The sequence below is a fragment of the Sphingomonas sp. genome, from assembly GCF_036388435.1.
Taxonomy (GTDB): Bacteria; Pseudomonadota; Alphaproteobacteria; order Sphingomonadales; family Sphingomonadaceae; genus Sphingomonas.
In genome coordinates, this window is the sequence record NZ_DASVRV010000025.1 from 74885 (window position 1) to 91271 (window position 16387).

The window sequence follows — 16387 nt, forward strand, 5'->3', positions numbered from 1 at the left end:
ACGTCCATGCATCCCGATCTCACCCCCGGCATCGATGTCGCCCTTCTGGTGTTCTGGGCGTTCGTCCTGTTCTTCGTCGGCCTGGTCTTCTACCTGCGCCGCGAGGACCGGCGCGAGGGCTATCCGCTGGAAGAGGAGATTTCGGGCCGTATCCGCCGGCCCGGCGGCGTTCTGTCGACCGCGTCGCCCAAGTCCTTCCTGCTGCCCTTCGGCCATGGCACCGTGACCGCCCCCCCCGGAGGCGGCCGCGATCCGTTCGCCATCGCCGCGCGGCTCACCGATCGTTTCGCGGGCGCCCCCTATGCGCCGACCGGCGATCCGCTGGTCGACGGCATCGGTCCCGCCGCCTGGGCGAACCGCGCCAAGCATCCCGATCTGGACATGGAGGGCCATCCGCGGATCGTCCCGCTGAGCGCCGCGGCGGAATACACCATCGCCGCGCCCGATCCCGGCCTGACGGGCTGGCCCGTCATCGGTGCCGACGGTCTCGTCGCCGGGACCGTGGCGGAATTGTGGATCGACAAGGCCGACCGCCTGGTCCGCTACATGCAGCTCGCCGGCGAGGGCGGCCCGGCGCTGGTGCCGATCATGATGGCCAAGGTCGATCGTCGCCGCCGCCGCGTCGTCGTCGACGCACTCAACGCCGCGCGGTTCGCCGGGGTGCCGCGGCTCGAATCCGCTAGCCAGATCACGCTGTACGAGGAAGAACGGGTGCAGGCCTATTTCGGCGGCGGCTATCTCTACGCCAATGAGAGTCGGCAGGAGCCGTTTCTGTGACCGAATATGACAATGAACCGATCCCCGGCCTGCCCGGACTGCTGCCGCCGGGCGAACGCATCCTGTGGCAGGGGTCGCCGGACTGGCGCGCGCTCGCGCGCACCGCGTTCCACACGCGGCTGATCGCCGGTTATTTCGGCGTGCTGGCGGCGATCGCGGGAGGGTTCGCGCTGACGAACGGCGACCCGACCGGCCTCGCCATGACGGCGACGCTCGGCACCGTCGGGGTCGCGCTGCTGCACCTGCTGGCCTGGGGCTCGGCGCGGACGACGATCTACACGCTCACCAATCGCCGGATCGTGATGCGGATCGGCATGGCGGTGCCCAAGTGCATCAACCTGCCGCTCGGCACCATCGCCTCGGTCGATCTCGCCGCGCGGGCCGACGGCACCGGCGACGTGCCGCTGACCCTGACCGGCGCTCCCAGGCTCGGCTATCTCGCGCTCTGGCCCCACGCCCGGCCCGTGCGGATCGCCCGGCCGCAACCGATGCTGCGCGCCGTCCCCGACGCGGCGACCGTCGCCGCGACGATCGCGCGCACCTGCCTGGCGGTCGCCGGCGACGGGCGGATCGCCGTGCGGGAAACGCCGGACGCGCCCATGCCCGCTTTCGCGGAGGCACGGGCGGCATGAGTACGACCCGCAGCCGGCCCGACATGCTGCCGCGCGGCACGCTGATCCTCGCGGCCGGACTGGTGTTCTTCGCCTTCGCCGCGACCGCGATCGTGCGCGTCGCCGGCATCCCTCCCGCCGCCTCGCCCGCGGCGCTGCGGGCCGAGGCGGGGACCCCGGTGATCGCGTCGCGGTCGTTGCGCTTCGTCGATCGCGCCGACGGGGCGGTGGTCATCCAGGATGTCGGCGGGAAGACCGGCGGCGTCGTGTCGGTGATCGCGCCCGGCGAGCAGACCGGCTTCATCCGCGGCGTGATGCGCGGCCTGGCGCGCGAGCGGCGGATGCACGGCATCGGCGACCGGCCGCCCTTCACCCTGACGCTGTGGCGCGACGGCCAGCTGTCGCTGACGGACAGCGCCACCGGCCGGTCGATCGAGATGACCGCGTTCGGATCGAGCAACCGCGCCGCCTTCGCCGCGCTGCTGCCGGGCACGTCCAGGGGGAGCACCTCATGATCGCGCTGCGCCGCACCAGCTTCGACACGCCGTGCCGCGTCGAGGTCGAACTCAGCGACGAATATTGCCGGGCCAATGTGGTGCTCGCCGACGATTATGAGATCGGCCCCGGCGACCGCGTGCGCGTCCACGGCGCCCCGATCAGCGTCGGCTTCGGCGAGCGACGCGTGGTGGAACGCATCGCCACCGTCGAACGCGCCAGCACGATGGAGCGGCTATGGACCAAATTCGCCGGCCATTTCGAGATGACCGAACTCTACGAAGTCAGTTTCAGCGATCGGACCACCGTATGAACGCCCATGCCGCCATCAAGGCCCGCCCGATCGGCCAAGGACCCGATATCGAGACGCTGAAGGCCGCGCGGGAGGACACCGTCCTCGCCCCGCGCTTCTACACCACCGATTTCGCGGCGATGGACCGCGTCGACGTGTCGGGCGTCCGCCACGAATGGGACGCGCTGATCAAGGAGATGGCGGACGATCCCAACCGCCTCCATTTCAAGCGGACCGAGGCGTTCGACGGCGTGATCGAAAGCCTGCCCGACGGCCTGCGCGAGGAGTTCACCGATTTCCTGGTGAGCTCGCTGACCGCCGAATTCTCCGGCTGCATCCTTTATGCCGAGATCGCCAAGCGCGTGACCAACCCCGACATCAAGCAGCTGTTCAAGCTGATGAGCCGCGACGAGAGCCGCCATGCCGGCTTCATCAACGACACGCTGAAGGACGCCGGGATCGGCATCGACCTGGGTTTCCTGACACGGACCAAGAAATACACCTATTTCCGACCGAAATTCATCTTCTACGCGACCTATCTCAGCGAGAAGATCGGCTATGCGCGCTACATCACCATCTTCCGCCATCTGGCGCGGCACCCCGAATTGCGGTTCCACCCGATCTTCAACTGGTTCGAACTCTGGTGCAACGACGAGTTCCGGCACGGCGACGCCTTCGCGATCCTGATGCGCACCGATCCCACGCTGCTGAGCGGCGTCAACAGATTGTGGATCCGCTTCTTTCTGGTCGCGGTCTACGCGACGATGTACGTGCGTGACCACAACCGCCCCGCCTTTCACAAGGCGCTGGGCATCGACCCGACCGAATATGACCGGCGGGTATTCACCATCTGTTCGGAGATCACGCGCCAGGTGTTCCCGGTCGTGCTCGACACCGACAGCCCCCGCTTCGCGCGCGGGCTGGAGCGGATGCGGCGGATCGCCGGCGGCATCGACGCGGCGAAGAAGCAGGGCGGCGTGACGGGCGCGGTCAAGCGCGCCGGGCTTACGGTCGCGGCCGCGGCCGCGTTCGTGCGGCTGTACCTGACCCCGGTCAAACGGAACGAAGCCCCCGCCACGGTCCGGATGGTCCCGGCCTGGTGACCCTGCCGCCGCTCCTGTTCGCGCTGCTGATGTGGTTCATCGGCACCGCCGCGATCGTGTGGCTCGACAGCCGCCCGCGCGCGACGTTCCGCACCAGCCTGGCGCTGGCCGGGCTGGTGGCGGTGGCGGCGATGGTGCTCGTCCGGCTTCATGCCGGCAGCACGACCCAGGGCGGCGCCTATCTGGGCTTCGGCGCGGCGATCCTGATCTGGGGCTGGCACGAGATGAGCTTCCTGATGGGCGAGGTCGCGGGGCCGAACCGCGCGCCCTGCCCGCCCGGCGCGGTCGGCTGGACGCGGTTCAAGGCCGCGACCGCGACCGTCATCCACCATGAACTGGCGATCGCCGCGACCGCGGCGCTCCTGTTCGCGATCACCTGGGGCGAGCCCAACCAGGCCGCCCCGCTGACCTTCCTGCTGCTGTTCGTCCTGCGGCTGTCGGCCAAGTTCAACCTGTTCCTGGGCGTGCCCAATCTGAGCGACGAGGTGTTTCCCGAGCATCTCGCCTATCTGAAAAGCTATTTCCGCACACGGGCCATGAACCCGCTGTTTCCGGCGTCGATCGCGTTCGGCGGCGGCCTGGCCGTCTGGGCCTGGCTGAGCGCCGAAGCGGCGCCCGCCGGCAGCGGCGCGGCGGCGTGCGGGACGCTGCTCGCCGGGCTGGCGGTGCTCGGCGTCGTGGAGCATCTGTTCCTTGTGCTGCCGATGCGCGACGCGAAGATGTTCCGCTGGGCATCGAACAAGATCGGCAACGACAGCAACAACGATAACAGGGCGGCCCGAGCCGCCATCGTCGACTGAGTGGGGAGGGTAGGATGAACTACGATCTGGTGTTCGCGGAGCAGCTCGACGGCCTTCGCGAAGCGGGCAATTACCGCGTCTTCGCCGAGCTGGAGCGCCAGGCCGGCAGCTTCCCCCGCGCCCGGCGTTGGACCGAGGACGGCCAGGTCCAGGACGTCACCGTCTGGTGCTCGAACGACTATCTGGGCATGGGCCAGCATCCCAAGGTGCTGGACGCGATGCACGAGACGCTGGACCGTTGCGGCGCGGGCGCGGGGGGCACGCGCAACATCTCGGGCACCAATCACCAGCATGTCCTGCTGGAGGCCGAGCTCGCCGATCTCCACGGCAAGGAAGCGGCGCTGATCTTCACCTCGGGCTATGTGTCGAACTGGGCGGCGCTCTCCACCCTGGCGTCGCGGCTGCCCGATTGCGTGGTGCTGTCGGACGCGCTCAACCACGCGTCGATGATCGAGGGCATCCGCCACAGCCGCGCCGAGTGCAAGCGGTGGCGCCACAACGACGTGGCCCATCTGGACGAGCTGCTGTCGCAGGTCGCGCCGGGCCGCGCCAAGCTGGTCGCGTTCGAGAGCGTTTATTCGATGGACGGCGACATCGCGCCGATCGCCGAGATCCTCGACGTGTGCGAGAAGCACGGCGCGCTGACCTATATCGACGAGGTCCACGCGGTCGGCCTGTACGGCCCGCGAGGCGGCGGCGTCGCCGAACGCGAGGGGCTGATGCACCGGATCGACGTGATCGAGGGGACGCTGGGCAAGGCGTTCGGGGTGATGGGCGGCTATATCACCGCATCGCGGAACCTGTGCGATTTCGTCCGCAGCTTCGCCAGCGGCTTCATCTTCTCGACCGCGCTGCCGCCGGCGGTGGCGGCCGGCGCAGTAGCGTCGATCCGGCACCTCAAGGACAGCCAGATCGAGCGCGTGCGGCACCAGAACCGGGTCAAGATCGTCCGCCAGCGCCTGGACGCGATGGGCATCCCCCACCTGCCCAACCCCAGCCACATCATCCCGGTGATGGTCGGCGACCCGCATCACGCCAAGATGATCAGCGACTGGCTGATGGTCAATCACGGCATCTACGTCCAGCCGATCAACTATCCGACGGTGCCGATGGGTACGGAGCGGCTGCGCATCACGCCGTCGCCGGTGCATACCGACGGCGACATCGACCGGCTGGTCGAGGCGCTGAGCGAGATCTGGTCGCAATGCGCGCTCGCCCGGCAGGAGATGGCGGCGTAGGACGAGGGCGGGCCGGCGCGGGCGTGGCCCGCGTCAGTCGTGCAGGCCGCGTCGCAGCTTCCATAGCGCCAGCGTGACCCCGGCCAGGACGAGCGGGACCGCCGCCGCCATCGCCGCGTCGTGGGGCAGTCCGGGCACCGCATGGAAGACATAGCCCAGTAGCGCGATCAGATAATAGCTGATCGCGACCACCGACAGCCCCTCAACCGTCTGTTGCAGGCGGAGTTGCAGATGGGTGCGGCGATCCATCGATGTCAGCAGATCGCGATTCTGCTTGGCCAGGGCGATGTCGATGCGGGTGCGGAGCAGTTCGCTGGTCCACGCCGCGCGCTGCGACAGGTCCTCCAGCCGCGCGGAGAAGCTGTCGCACGTCCGCACCGCCGGGGTCAGCCGGCGTTCGGTGAAGTCCGCGAGCGTCTGATGCCCGCGCACCCCGCCGATCCGAAGCGAGGCGAGCCGATCGCCGCTGAGCTGGGCATAGGCGCGCGTCGCGCTCATCCGATAGCGGGTGTCGGCGACCAGCCGGGCGAGTTCGGCCGAGAGGAAGGTGAGTTCGTCGAGCAGCCTGTCGTCCTCGGACGTCCGTTCCGACACGGCGCGGGTCAGATCGGCGAGCCGGATTTCGAGGCCGGTGACGGCCGGCGTCAGCCGCTGCGCGAGCGGCAGCCCGAGCAGCGCCACGTTGCGGTAGTTGCCGAGTTCCTGCAACCGCTGCACCAGTTGCGCCGGTTCGTCGCCCGCCAGGTCGCGGTCGAGCACCAGCAGCCGGCCATAGCCGTCGGCGTGCAGCCGGAAGTCGGACAGGACCCGCGCCGCGCCGTCGGCGACGTCGCAGACGACGGTCGCCTCCGACGAGAACCAGGCCTCGCATGCGGCCGGCGTCGGGTCGGGCGCACCGCGCGCGACGACCGCGATCTGCGTCGCGCGCAGGACCTCGCCGGGCATGTCGGCCAGCAGCGCGGTCAGGCGGGGCTCGAAATGACCGGGGTCGAACGGGGCGTCGAACGGACCCTCGCGCAGCAGCGTGTAGCTGGCGAATTCGGTATGGCGTTCCCAGACCAGAGTCGTGTCGCCCAGCTCCAGCACGGCGTATTTGTCGGCGATCGGCACCCGCGCCCGCCCGGTTTCCGCCAGCGCTTCGACATGGCGTCGCGCGGCGTCCCCCTGCTTCTCGCCCAGCACGGTCACGACCTGCATCAGCCGGCAGGGCGCCGCGAACCGCGGCAGCCGGCGGACGTGCATCTCCTCGGAGATCGCGGTGCGCAGGGGGTGGCTGGCGATCATGCCGCCCAGCCCGCTCTCCCCGCGAAGCCCGCGCCACTTCCGGTGAAAGCGGCGCGGGGGCGGGTCACTTGCGCAACGTGGCCGTCGCCGGTTCGGTCCTGTCCGTCATCTCCGCCGGATCGTTGAAGGCCGCGGGCACCGCCGCCGCCGGACCGACTTCCGGCGCGGCGGTCAGCATCGGCGGGCCTTTCAGCGCCGGCGCCTGCGCGATCATGCTGACCCCGCCCAGCGGCTTGGCCAGGCCCTGGTGGCAGGTCGTGCAATTGACCTTGTACGGATCGCCGTGCGGGCCCTTGCGGTTCGCAGGAAACACCGACCGGAGCGAGGTGATGTAGTTCTCGTTCACGTCGCGGACCATGCGGATGCCGTAATAGGCGGTGCCGCGCTGCGCCCGGCTGAGGTTCCACGCCCGGAACGACTGGCTGTTGTGGCAATAGGTGCAGTTGACGCCCAGCGCGGTGCTGACGTGCATCATCAGCCCATAGCTCTTCTCGGCATCCTTGATCGACACGACATGATCGGGCGACGGCAGCGCCTGGTCCGACGCGACGCGGATATTGCCCTTGCCCTGGAAATAGGCGGCGAACGGATCGGAAGGCAGCGACGCATAGCCGACATTGGGATCGGGGGTGTTCTGGCCGCGCTTGTTGCCGCGGATCGTGCCGGGATCGAGCGTGTTCTGCGCCAGCGCCCAGACATTCTCCGGCACCGCATTGCCGCGGTGACAGGTGTAGCAGGTGACGCCGGTCTTCTGGACGTGGCTGGACCAGCGCGAATTGATCGTCCGCGTCATCTGCAGCATGCGCCGCGCGACGATCTTGGTGTATTTCTCGTCGGAGGCCATGTTCTCCGGGTTGTGGCAATAGTTGCAACCCTGTTCCGGCGGGGCGACCCACTGGGTCATCGCGGCCATCAGATGGTTGAACCGCTCCGCGCTGACCGCGCCCAGCACCTTCACGTTCTGATAGGTTTCCGCGGCCGTCGGCCCGCCGTCGGGCGGCAGCGGATAGGGTTCGGGCGGGATGGCCGCGGCCTCCTTGATGCTGCTGACATCGACGATCTGTTCGAGCCCGGTGCCGCGAAAGCCCGTCTGGGTCGACATCTTCGCGCCGGGCTCGCAGCCGGCCAGCAGCGCCGCCGCCGCCGCGCCGATGCTCAGGGTGACGTGTCGGTTCATTGCACCGCTCCCGGCAGGGTGGCAGGATCGAGGACGCCCGTGTCGGGGTAGGTCGGGGCGATGCCGTTGATCACGCCCCACAGATACCAATTGTCGACCACGGTGCCGGTCAGCAGGATGCCGATGCCCCCGGTCAGCGGGCAGAGCACGGCGAACCACCACGCCCAGCGGTGGATCGATTCGGCGGTCGCGTTGAACCCCATCGTCCAGCGCCAGAACAACATGCCGCGTTCGAACGCCGTGCCGCGGTCGGTGATCTGCTCGATCTCGCGCTCGCTGCCATAGCGGCCGGTCGCCAGCACCGTCGCCCCGTGCATCGCGAACAGCATCGTCGACCCGTATAGGAACACGATGGAAAGGCAGTGGAACGGGTTGTAGAACAGGTTGCCGTAGCGGATCGAGAAGGCCGCGGTCCAATCGAGGTGCGGGAAGATGCCGAACGGCACCGCCTCCGCCCAGCTGCCCATCAGCAGCGGGCGGACAAAGCCCAGGATCAGGATCAGGAAGATGCCCGCCCCGAACGCCCAGGCGACGTGGCTGCCCATGCCCAGCGCCTGCGCGCGGCGGAAGGTACGCAGCCACCACAGGATCAGCGCGCTCGACATGAAGAAGCCCGCCATCTGCCACCAGCCGCCCTGGGCCAGCGGCACGAAGGGCGTGAAGCCCCATTCGGGTCCGGGCGGCTCCAGCGCCAGCCAGGGCAGCTGCCGGACGAACTGGATCGGGTCCCAGTTGACGCTGGCCCACATGTTGAGGCCGATGATCTCGAAGGCCAGAAAGGCGCAGACGAGCGAGGCGAGGCCCAGCTTGCCGAGATAGATCGGCCCGATCTGCGCGGCGCCGAGCTTGCCGGCCCAGTAATTGTAGGTGCTGAGATCGCCCCGTGCGAAGCTGCCCGGCGCCAGCGGCGGTCCCGCCTCCAACGGCCCGCGCAGCTGCACCTGGGTGAACATGTTCTGATAGCGCAGCATCATCTGTTCGCTCCTTAAGACCAGATCGGCAGGTTGAGCCACCACGTCCACCATTCGGGCCAGCCGCGGGTCCATAGCGGGCCGGAGATGATGATGCAGATCGCGCTCCAGAAGCCGGCCGACAGCGCCAGGAACAGTCCAAGCCGGTGGATGCCCAGCGTGCCGATCGAATAGCCGATCGTGTCGCGGAAGAAGGCGTCCTCATATTCGGGCGACTTGACGGCTTCGCCCTTGGGCGGATTGACCGACGACAGCACCAGCGCGCCGTGAAAGGCGAGCGCGCCCCCCGTCACGAAGAAGAAGCTGACCGCCAGCATGTGCGCGGGATTGTAGTGGAAATGCAGATATTGATAGCCGGTGTTCGACACCCAATCGAGATGGCTGAAGATGCCGTAGGGGAAGCCGTGTCCCCAGGCGCCCAGCATGAACGGGCGGATCACCACCAGGCTGACATAGGCGAAGATCGCGAAGCCATAGGCGAAGGGCACATGATAGCCCATGCCGAGCTTCCGGCAGATCTCGACCTGCCGCAACGCCCAGGACGTGAACGCCGCGATCGCGCAGACGGTGATGATCTGCCACAGCCCCCCCTCGCGCAGCGGCGCCAGCGCCAGCCCGTAACTGATGTCGGGCGGGGCGATGTTGATCAGCCAGGGATTCCAGGTCGGGCCCAGCGAGGCGGCGTAGAAGATCAGCGCGGTGCCCAAGGAGGCGGTGATCGCGGTGATGACGCCGAAGAACCCGACGTAAAAGGGGCCGACCCAGAAGTCGAACAGGTCGCCGCCGATCAGCGTGCCACCCCTGACCCGATATTTTCGCTCGAAGCTCAGCAGCGCCATGCCCACACCTCTCGACCGCTACCTTGGCAGCTGATCGCCTTTTCGGAGAATATTCCATTTCGAGTGGGCGGGCCCGGCCCTTGCGGGACGGAACCATCCACTCGAAATCGCTCGCTCGGGGCCCTTCAGGTCCCCGTGGCGGCAGGCGCGTTCGCCGCGATCGGCGCGGTGCGCGGGCCGTCGAGCCAGTTGAACTTGTTCGTGCTGAGCAGGATGAAGTGGATCAACAGCGCCAGTACGAACAGGAAGATGAACAAGGCGACCAGCGAACGTCGCGGGTCGAAGATGAGCCATACTCTCCACATGATGTGGTTCCTTTTTCTTGAGGGTCGCGGATGTCAGCCGGTCAGAGCCAGGGCCGCCACATCCACACCAGAATATGGGCGCCGACCGCCACCAGCGTGAAGATGATGAAGCTCATCATGAACAGCTTGTGGAATTCCTTGGCCTCTTCGGGGGTCAGATAGTTACCCGGCCCCATCCTTTCGTCCGTATGTCTTACGTCGCTCATGTCACGTCTCCGTTGTTCCCGACGAGGACAGGAGCGTGAAACGCACTTCCCCGCGGCATCCGCGCGGGCGTGATGCCCACGGGATCATTGGTCCGCCCGAATCCGCGACGGATCGGGCGGGAAAATCTGGCCGCGGTCATGCCCCGCGGCTTTCGGTGATCGCGAGCGCCAGGCGCTCCTGCGTGACGGAGGGCTCGCCGGCACGCCGCGCGGCGCGTTCGGCGGCGTCGCGAATGCGCTTGGCGGCGGAGATGCGGACCAGCACCGGTTCGCGCTCGACGACGGCGTCGAATTCGGATTTGGCCGCGTCGTCCCAGCCGATCTCGCGCTCGATGCGCGCCGGCGTCGGCTCGGCCTTGTCGAGATCACGGCCAAGCGGAAGAATGTGGAAGAGCGCGTCGAACAGCGCGTTGCACACTTCCTGGACCAGATAGGTGGCGCCGGCATAGCCCATGAACGGCGTGCCGGTGTGGCGGCGGATGACGGCGCCCGGAAAGCTCGCCGGGATATAGACGCCGCGCCCGCCCGCCTCGGCCATGTACATGCGCTCGTTGAAGCTGCCGAACAGGACCAGCGGCGGGGTATCGCGGATCATGTCCTTGACCGACTGGTTGTCCGACTTCGCCCCCGCGCAGCGCGACACCGCGAAGGTGCAGGGCAGGCCCATATCGTCTTCCAGGAACTTGCGGATGCCGCGGGCATAGGTGTCGGTCGCGACGATGCCGAAGCTGGCCGTGCCGAAGAAATCCTGGGTGACCGAGCGCCACAGGTCCCAGAGCGGCTTGATCGTGGTGTGCTTCTCGCGTTCGATGAACGGTTCGGGATCGAGCCCGGTCAGCTCGCCCAGCTTGCGCAGGAACAGCGTCGTGCTCTCCAGCCCGATCGGCGCCTGGAGGTAGGGCCGCTCCAGCGCCTCGCACAGGCCGCGGCCGAATTCGCGGTACAGGCACACATTCACTTGGGCGAGCGCGAGCTTCTTCACGTCGGCCAGGTGGCTGCCGAGCGGGAAGGTCATGCCGACCTCCGCGCCGATGCCCTCGATCAGCCGGCGGATCTCGGCCAGGTCGGACGGCATGTTGAAGCTGCCGTACATCGGCCCGATGATGTTGACCCTGGGCTTCTCGCCCTCGCGCAAGGGCTTCAGGACGGGCACCTTCTTCGGTCCGAACTGCGTCCAGAGCCAGGTGAGCGCGCGGTCGCCTGACTGCCATTGATCCTCGTCGATCGTGCGCGGCAGGAAGCGCTGGATATTGGTGCCCTCGGGCGTCACGCCGCCGCCGATCATCTCGGCGATCGAGCCGGTGACGACGACCGCGGGGAGGTCGGGGTCGAGCGTCGCCCAGGCGCGCTTCATCGCGCCCTCGGTCCCGTCGCGGCCCAGTTCCTGCTCGCCCAGCCCGGTGACGACGATCGGCAGCTCGTGCGGCGGCAGGCCGTCGGTGTAATGCAGCACCGAGGTCACGGGCAGGTTCTCGCAGCCGACCGGACCGTCGATGATGACCTGCAATCCCTTGATCGCGGTGAACGCGTAGACCGCGCCCCAATAGCCGCCCGCGCGGTCATGATCGATGATGAGGGTCATGTGCCGATATGCTCTTCCGCCTTGGCGGCGGCGATGCGCTTGGCGGCGAATTTGGCCTTGAACTCGGGGCGGTCGACCGGGGTCTTCTCCCACACGCCGGCGGTGGCGCCGGTGCCGACGCCCGCGAAGAACGCGGTCATCTTGTCGAACCGGTGCCGGTTGGCGAGCGCGGCGTTGACCACCATCGCCAGGCTCCCCGCCCCCGCCGGCCCCATCAGCGGCCGGGCCGAGATGAGGTTGGTGAAGTAGAGCGCCGGGATCGCCTTCTGCTTGGCATGCTGGACGACGGGGGTGGTGCCGATCGCCAGGTCGGGGCCATATTCCTCGACCGCGGCGATGTCCTGTTCCAGGCTGGCGCGGTACTGGACATGGGTCCCATGGGCTTCCAGCCATTCGCGATCGGGATCGGACCAGATCGTGCGCGGGCAGGCGGTGCCCACATAAGGGACGTCCGCCCCGCTTTCGATCAGCAGCCGCGCGACCAGCAGTTCGGAGCCTTCGTAACCCGAGACGGTGATCCGCCCGGCGATCGGCTTGGCGGCGAGCGCGGCACGGATCGCGGGAATGAAGCGGTTCTTGGCCGCGTCGACCAGTCCCTGCGCGACGCCGCACGCTGATCCGATCGCGTCGAGCCACGCCGCGGTGCCGTCCGCCCCGACCGGCGCCGAGCCGACGACCTTGCGTCCCGCCGCCTCGAATTCGCGGATGCTGGCGGTGTAGAAGGGGTGGATCGCGCCGACGACCGCGCAGTCGAGCGCCGAATAAAGCTCGCGCCATTCGCGCGTGGGGACGACGGGACCGGCGGCCAGGCCCAGCGGCTCGAGCATCAGCCCGATGCCCGGCGGGTCGGCGGGGAACATCTCGCCCAGCAGCGTCACGGTCGGGCGGTCTGCGCGGGTCTTGGGCGCCGCCACCGGCCCGACCTCGGCCTCCTTGCGCGCATAGGCCAGCATCGCGCCGGCGAGCACGTCCTTGGCCTCGGCATGGGTCGGCACGCCGAAGCCGGGCACATCGATGCCGATCACACGCACGCCGTTGATCTGGTCGGGCAGCAATTGCAGCGGCACGCCCGACGCGGTCGGGACGCACAGATTGGTGACGATGATCGTGTCGTAGAGCACCGGATCGGCGAGCTCGTGGACCGCGTCGCGAATGTCCTCGAACAACTTGCCGGTGACCAGCGTCTCGGACGAGAAGGGCACGTAACCGACGCTGCGCTTCGCCCCGTAGAAATGCGCGGTGAAGGTCAGCCCGTAGACGCAGCAGGCCGAGCCCGAGAGCACGGTCGCGGTGCGGCGCATCCTGAGGCCGACGCGTAACGATCCGAACGCCGGGCACATCGATTGCGGCTGGTCGTGCGGGCCCTTGGGATAGTCGGCGGCGTAGCGATCGAGGATGTCGGACTTGCCCGCGGTGATCGCGGCGGCGCGCAGCGTGTCGCCGGAGGAGCAGCCGCCCTCGGGCATCGACGCCGTCAGGTCGATCCGGTCGCGATCGCGGGGAGGGGTGTCGGTGGTCACCGTCAGACCGTGTCGTACACGACTTCGAGGCTCGGCTTGGTCACATAGGCCGCGCCGCGCATATCGGCCTGGGTCGCGGGCCTGAGCGTGAAGTCCGCGCCGGTGATGTCGGCGCTGAACAGGTTGAGCAGCCCGTCCTGATCGAGCGGGGTGGGCCGCAGCGGCGGCGCTTCGGCGACGTTGACCGCGAGTTCCTCGAACAGCGACGCCCATTGCCCGCCGGGCTTGCCGATGATCTGATAGTTGGCGCTCTTCTTGCGGATGTCCTCGTTGGCGGGGATCGCGCAGAGCACCGGGATGCCGACCGCTTCGGCGAACGCATTGGCCTCGCCGGTCCCGTCGTCCTTGTTCAGGATCATCCCCGCGACGCCGACATTGCCGCCCATCTTGCGGAAATACTCGACCGCCTTGCAGACGTTGTTGGCGACGTAGAGCGATTGCAGGTCGTTGGACGCGACGACGATCACCTTCTGGCACATGTCGCGCGCGATCGGCAGGCCGAAGCCGCCGCACACCACGTCGCCCAGGAAATCGAGCAGGACGTAATCGAACCCCCATTCGTGGAAGCCCAGTTTCTCCAGCGTCTCGAACCCGTGGATGATGCCGCGCCCGCCGCAGCCGCGGCCGACCTCGGGCCCGCCAAGTTCCATCGCGAACACCCCGTCGCGCTGGAAGCAGACATCCTCGATGCCGATCTCCTCGCCCGCCAGCTTCTTCTTGGAGCTGGTCTCGATGATCGTCGGGGTCGACTTGCCGCCGAACAACAGGCTGGTCGTATCGCTCTTGGGGTCGCAGCCGATCAGCAGCACGCGCTTGCCCTGCTGCGCCATCATGTAGCTGAGGTTGGCCAGCGCGAACGACTTGCCGCTGCCGCCCTTGCCGTAGATGGCGATGATCTGCGTGGTCTTGGTCACCGGACCCGTCGGCACGGGATCAGGTTCGAAGGACGCTTCCTCGCGGAGCGGTCCCGGATCGAACATGCTCATATCGTTCTCCAGTCCAGGACCATCTTCAGGCAATCGGGGTCGGTGAACGCCTGGGGATAAGCGTCGCCGGCCTCGGTCGCCGGGCGCGCGTGGCTGATCAGCCCGCCGAGTTCGAGCAGTCCGATGTCGAGCAGCCCGACGACCGCGGCGATGTCCGCCGGCGTGAACTCGGCGGCGATGCGTATCCGCGCCTCGCGCATGAAGGCGGGCGGGAAGGCGAACGACAGACGGTCGTAGAATCCCGCCAGCACGACCTCGCCGCCCTTGGCCAGCCGGGCGAAGGCGGTGTCGAGCACGTCCACGGCGCCGCTCGCGTCGCAGATCGCCCGGTAGTCGCGGCACTCGTCCGCGCTCGGATCGACGACCGCATAGCCGAAACCGTCGCGGCGGGCGGGGTTGGTTTCCCACACCAGCGGGGCGTCGCCGCTGGTCGCGACCGCGATCCGCGCGATCAGCCGCCCGAGGATCCCGTGGCCGATCACCAGTTCGGGTATGCCGCCCGCGGCGATCGCATGATGCGCGGTCGCGGCGAGCGCGAGGAGGATGCCGTCGCGGCCCAGCGATTCGCGGATCGGGATGGCGCGCGCCTGGGGCAGGTTGACGTGACGCGCCGTGCCGCCGAACAGGCCGCGGGCGTCGCGAAAGCAGTCGGCCCCGGGGACGAACACCCATTGGCCGATCCGCCCGCGCGCATCGGCGCCGGCATCGACGACCCGACCGATCGACTCGTAACCGGGGACCAGCGGGTAGCCCATGCCGGGGAAATTCGGCATCCGGCCGGTCCAGAGCAGCTTTTCGGTGCCCGAGGAGATGCCGCTCCAGTCGATCTCGACCCGAACGTCGCCGGCAGCCATCGGAGACAGCGCCAGCGTTCGCAAGGCGAGCCGTTCGGGCGCTTCCAGTATGACCGCGACAGCGTCCATACACTCATCCCCTGCCGCGCCAGGTCGGAATAGGCCCGATCGCAACTGTATTCTTAGGTTGACGGTTCATCATGTCAACTTGTTTGGACACTTATCCGCGAATTGCGACGATCGCGCTCGCGGTGAGCGGCATCGCAGTCGTCAGCACGTGCGGCCGGACGAAGCCCGCCTCCCGCAGCATCGCCGCGATCTCGTCGCTGCCGCGCGGCCGGCCCGATCCCATCGCCAACAGGTAAAAGCCGAAATAGGCGTCGCCGACGGCCTCGGCCCCACGCGTCCGCGCCATCGGCTCCGCGACGAACACCGTGCCGCCGGGCGGCAAGGCGGCGTGGATGTTGCGCAACAGCGCCAGTGCGGGCGCATCATCGTGATCGTGCAGGACGCGGATCAGCGACACGATGTCATAGCCGTGCGGGAGCGGGTCCCGGAGGAAATCGCCCCCGAACGTCGTCGAGCGCGCGCGAAGGCCGGCCGAGTCGAACCGCGTTCGCGCCCGCTCGGCGACGGCGGGCAGGTCGAACAGCCCGAGGTCGATGCCGGAAACGCGCGCGGCGACCGCGGCCAGGAACGCCCCCTCCCCGCCGCCCACGTCGAGCAGGCGGCGGTGGCGATGAAAGGGATAGGCGTCGATCGCCTGCGCGGCGACCATCGGCTGCGAGGCCGCCATCAGCGCCGAATAGGCCGCGACCGCCGCCGCGTCGCCGGTGCCCGCCGCCTCGGCATAATGCCACAAGCCCGACAGCGCTCCGCCCCCGCCGCCCCGGCGCAGCAGCGCCACCGGATCGGCGAGGTCGGCGTAGAGCAGCCGGTGATGCGCGACCATCTCGCCGATGCCGGGATTGCCGCGTAGCGCGGCGCCGTCCGCGCCGAGGACCCATCGGTCGCCCAGCGGCTCGGCCAGCCCCAGCGCCGCCGCGCCGTGCAACAGCCGTTCGGCGCCTGCGACCGGCAGGTCGATCCGCGCGGCGATCGCCGCTGCGTCCTGTGGCCCCTCGGCCAGCACCTCCAGCAGCCCCGTGTCGATGCACGCCGCCAGGATCTGCGAATAGGTGAAGCCCGCGACGAGGTCGAACAGCGCGCGGGCGCGGCGACGGGCGACCGGCCGGGTCGGCGGGAAACGGACGGCCATCCGCTGGAAGCGCGGCGAGGCGAGCATCCGGTTGCGCCAGCCGATCCAGCGTCGGCGCCACGAGAATTCTTTGGATATAGACGAAATCATGTGTCTAGTTTTCTGGACACATGATATCCCGGCGTCAATCGGCGGGAGGAAGCGGCGCG

At 68.5% G+C, this 16387-nt stretch carries 18 protein-coding genes; 7 read left to right on the forward strand and 11 right to left on the reverse strand.

Translation table 11 applies throughout. The annotated features are described in order from the left end of the window. Nucleotides 1–6: 6 nt before the first annotated feature. The 7 genes from puhA to hemA are packed head-to-tail and all read left to right on the forward strand — an operon-like array spanning nucleotide 7 to nucleotide 5316. Nucleotides 7–777, forward strand: a complete 771-nt coding sequence (gene puhA, locus VF592_RS06060; RefSeq protein ID WP_331004716.1) for a photosynthetic reaction center subunit H — start codon at nucleotides 7–9, stop codon at nucleotides 775–777. Next, nucleotides 774–1409 (forward strand): photosynthetic complex putative assembly protein PuhB, encoded by a 636-nt coding sequence (puhB, locus tag VF592_RS06065; protein ID WP_331004717.1) that lies wholly within the window; start codon nucleotides 774–776, stop codon nucleotides 1407–1409. The genes puhA and puhB overlap by 4 nt, the downstream gene beginning before the upstream one ends. Beyond that, on the forward strand, nucleotides 1406–1903 hold the full coding sequence (gene puhC / locus VF592_RS06070; protein WP_331004718.1) for a photosynthetic complex assembly protein PuhC: 498 nt from the start codon (nucleotides 1406–1408) through the stop codon (nucleotides 1901–1903). Before puhB ends, puhC begins: the two co-directional genes overlap by 4 nt. Beyond that, on the forward strand, nucleotides 1900–2196 hold the full coding sequence (locus VF592_RS06075; RefSeq protein WP_331004719.1) for a hypothetical protein: 297 nt from the start codon (nucleotides 1900–1902) through the stop codon (nucleotides 2194–2196). The genes puhC and VF592_RS06075 overlap by 4 nt, the downstream gene beginning before the upstream one ends. Further along, nucleotides 2193–3278, forward strand: coding sequence for a magnesium-protoporphyrin IX monomethyl ester (oxidative) cyclase (acsF, locus tag VF592_RS06080; protein ID WP_331004720.1), 1086 nt, complete (start codon nucleotides 2193–2195; stop codon nucleotides 3276–3278). The genes VF592_RS06075 and acsF overlap by 4 nt, the downstream gene beginning before the upstream one ends. After that, the gene (puhE, locus tag VF592_RS06085; RefSeq protein WP_331004721.1) at nucleotides 3275–4078 is read left to right on the forward strand and encodes a putative photosynthetic complex assembly protein PuhE; all 804 of its coding nucleotides are present in this window, start codon (nucleotides 3275–3277) and stop codon (nucleotides 4076–4078) included. The genes acsF and puhE overlap by 4 nt, the downstream gene beginning before the upstream one ends. Before the next feature lie 14 nt (nucleotides 4079–4092). Further along, nucleotides 4093–5316, forward strand: coding sequence for a 5-aminolevulinate synthase (gene hemA / locus VF592_RS06090; RefSeq protein WP_331004722.1), 1224 nt, complete (start codon nucleotides 4093–4095; stop codon nucleotides 5314–5316). Between the two features lie 33 nt (nucleotides 5317–5349). Here hemA and VF592_RS06095 read toward each other — a convergent pair whose 3' ends face one another. The 11 genes from VF592_RS06095 to VF592_RS06145 all read right to left on the reverse strand — a co-directional run bounded on the left by VF592_RS06095 (nucleotide 5350) and on the right by VF592_RS06145 (nucleotide 16328). Then, the gene (locus tag VF592_RS06095; RefSeq protein ID WP_331004723.1) at nucleotides 5350–6600 is read right to left on the reverse strand and encodes a DUF3422 domain-containing protein; all 1251 of its coding nucleotides are present in this window, start codon (nucleotides 6598–6600) and stop codon (nucleotides 5350–5352) included. Between the two features lie 64 nt (nucleotides 6601–6664). Then, on the reverse strand, nucleotides 6665–7777 hold the full coding sequence (pufC, locus tag VF592_RS06100) for a photosynthetic reaction center cytochrome PufC (protein WP_331004724.1): 1113 nt from the start codon (nucleotides 7775–7777) through the stop codon (nucleotides 6665–6667). Then, the gene (gene pufM, locus VF592_RS06105) at nucleotides 7774–8748 is read right to left on the reverse strand and encodes a photosynthetic reaction center subunit M (RefSeq protein ID WP_331004811.1); all 975 of its coding nucleotides are present in this window, start codon (nucleotides 8746–8748) and stop codon (nucleotides 7774–7776) included. The genes pufC and pufM overlap by 4 nt, the downstream gene beginning before the upstream one ends. A gap of 14 nt (nucleotides 8749–8762) precedes the next feature. Then, nucleotides 8763–9587: a photosynthetic reaction center subunit L gene (gene pufL / locus VF592_RS06110; protein ID WP_331004725.1), complete on the reverse strand. Its 825-nt coding sequence runs from the start codon at nucleotides 9585–9587 to the stop codon at nucleotides 8763–8765. 125 nt (nucleotides 9588–9712) lie between these two features. Beyond that, nucleotides 9713–9892 carry a light-harvesting antenna LH1, alpha subunit gene (gene pufA, locus VF592_RS06115; protein ID WP_331004726.1) on the reverse strand — a complete coding sequence of 60 codons (180 nt, stop codon included), beginning with the start codon at nucleotides 9890–9892 and terminating at the stop codon, nucleotides 9713–9715. A 41-nt stretch (nucleotides 9893–9933) separates the two neighbouring features. Continuing rightward, the gene (gene pufB, locus VF592_RS06120) at nucleotides 9934–10098 is read right to left on the reverse strand and encodes a light-harvesting antenna LH1, beta subunit (protein ID WP_331004727.1); all 165 of its coding nucleotides are present in this window, start codon (nucleotides 10096–10098) and stop codon (nucleotides 9934–9936) included. A 136-nt stretch (nucleotides 10099–10234) separates the two neighbouring features. Continuing rightward, nucleotides 10235–11680 (reverse strand): chlorophyllide a reductase subunit Z, encoded by a 1446-nt coding sequence (bchZ, locus tag VF592_RS06125; protein ID WP_331004728.1) that lies wholly within the window; start codon nucleotides 11678–11680, stop codon nucleotides 10235–10237. Next, entirely contained in the window at nucleotides 11677–13146 is a 1470-nt protein-coding gene (bchY, locus tag VF592_RS06130; protein ID WP_331004812.1) for a chlorophyllide a reductase subunit Y, read from the reverse strand. Before bchY ends, bchZ begins: the two co-directional genes overlap by 4 nt. Before the next feature lie 56 nt (nucleotides 13147–13202). Beyond that, complete coding sequence (locus VF592_RS06135) at nucleotides 13203–14186, reverse strand: chlorophyllide a reductase iron protein subunit X (protein WP_331004729.1); 984 nt, start codon at nucleotides 14184–14186, stop codon at nucleotides 13203–13205. Next, nucleotides 14183–15109 (reverse strand): chlorophyll synthesis pathway protein BchC, encoded by a 927-nt coding sequence (bchC, locus tag VF592_RS06140; protein ID WP_331004730.1) that lies wholly within the window; start codon nucleotides 15107–15109, stop codon nucleotides 14183–14185. The genes VF592_RS06135 and bchC overlap by 4 nt, the downstream gene beginning before the upstream one ends. A gap of 91 nt (nucleotides 15110–15200) precedes the next feature. After that, nucleotides 15201–16328: a methyltransferase gene (locus VF592_RS06145; protein ID WP_331004731.1), complete on the reverse strand. Its 1128-nt coding sequence runs from the start codon at nucleotides 16326–16328 to the stop codon at nucleotides 15201–15203. Nucleotides 16329–16387 lie beyond the last annotated feature (59 nt).

Bases quoted from the DNA above. Each gene is read 5' to 3' on its own strand.
- VF592_RS06075 (WP_331004719.1), top strand. From the start codon at position 1,900: ATGATCGCGCTGCGCCGCACCAGCTTCGACACGCCGTGCCGCGTCGAG.
- bchZ (WP_331004728.1), bottom strand. From the start codon at position 11,680: ATGACCCTCATCATCGATCATGACCGCGCGGGCGGCTATTGGGGCGCG.
- VF592_RS06145 (WP_331004731.1), bottom strand. From the start codon at position 16,328: ATGATTTCGTCTATATCCAAAGAATTCTCGTGGCGCCGACGCTGGATC.
- pufM (WP_331004811.1), bottom strand. From the start codon at position 8,748: ATGCTGCGCTATCAGAACATGTTCACCCAGGTGCAGCTGCGCGGGCCG.
- pufB (WP_331004727.1), bottom strand. From the start codon at position 10,098: ATGAGCGACGTAAGACATACGGACGAAAGGATGGGGCCGGGTAACTAT.
- pufA (WP_331004726.1), bottom strand. From the start codon at position 9,892: ATGTGGAGAGTATGGCTCATCTTCGACCCGCGACGTTCGCTGGTCGCC.
- acsF (WP_331004720.1), top strand. From the start codon at position 2,193: ATGAACGCCCATGCCGCCATCAAGGCCCGCCCGATCGGCCAAGGACCC.
- puhC (WP_331004718.1), top strand. From the start codon at position 1,406: ATGAGTACGACCCGCAGCCGGCCCGACATGCTGCCGCGCGGCACGCTG.
- bchY (WP_331004812.1), bottom strand. From the start codon at position 13,146: ATGCCCGAGGGCGGCTGCTCCTCCGGCGACACGCTGCGCGCCGCCGCG.
- VF592_RS06135 (WP_331004729.1), bottom strand. From the start codon at position 14,186: ATGAGCATGTTCGATCCGGGACCGCTCCGCGAGGAAGCGTCCTTCGAA.
- bchC (WP_331004730.1), bottom strand. From the start codon at position 15,109: ATGGACGCTGTCGCGGTCATACTGGAAGCGCCCGAACGGCTCGCCTTG.
- VF592_RS06095 (WP_331004723.1), bottom strand. From the start codon at position 6,600: ATGATCGCCAGCCACCCCCTGCGCACCGCGATCTCCGAGGAGATGCAC.
- hemA (WP_331004722.1), top strand. From the start codon at position 4,093: ATGAACTACGATCTGGTGTTCGCGGAGCAGCTCGACGGCCTTCGCGAA.
- puhA (WP_331004716.1), top strand. From the start codon at position 7: ATGCATCCCGATCTCACCCCCGGCATCGATGTCGCCCTTCTGGTGTTC.
- pufL (WP_331004725.1), bottom strand. From the start codon at position 9,587: ATGGCGCTGCTGAGCTTCGAGCGAAAATATCGGGTCAGGGGTGGCACG.
- pufC (WP_331004724.1), bottom strand. From the start codon at position 7,777: ATGAACCGACACGTCACCCTGAGCATCGGCGCGGCGGCGGCGGCGCTG.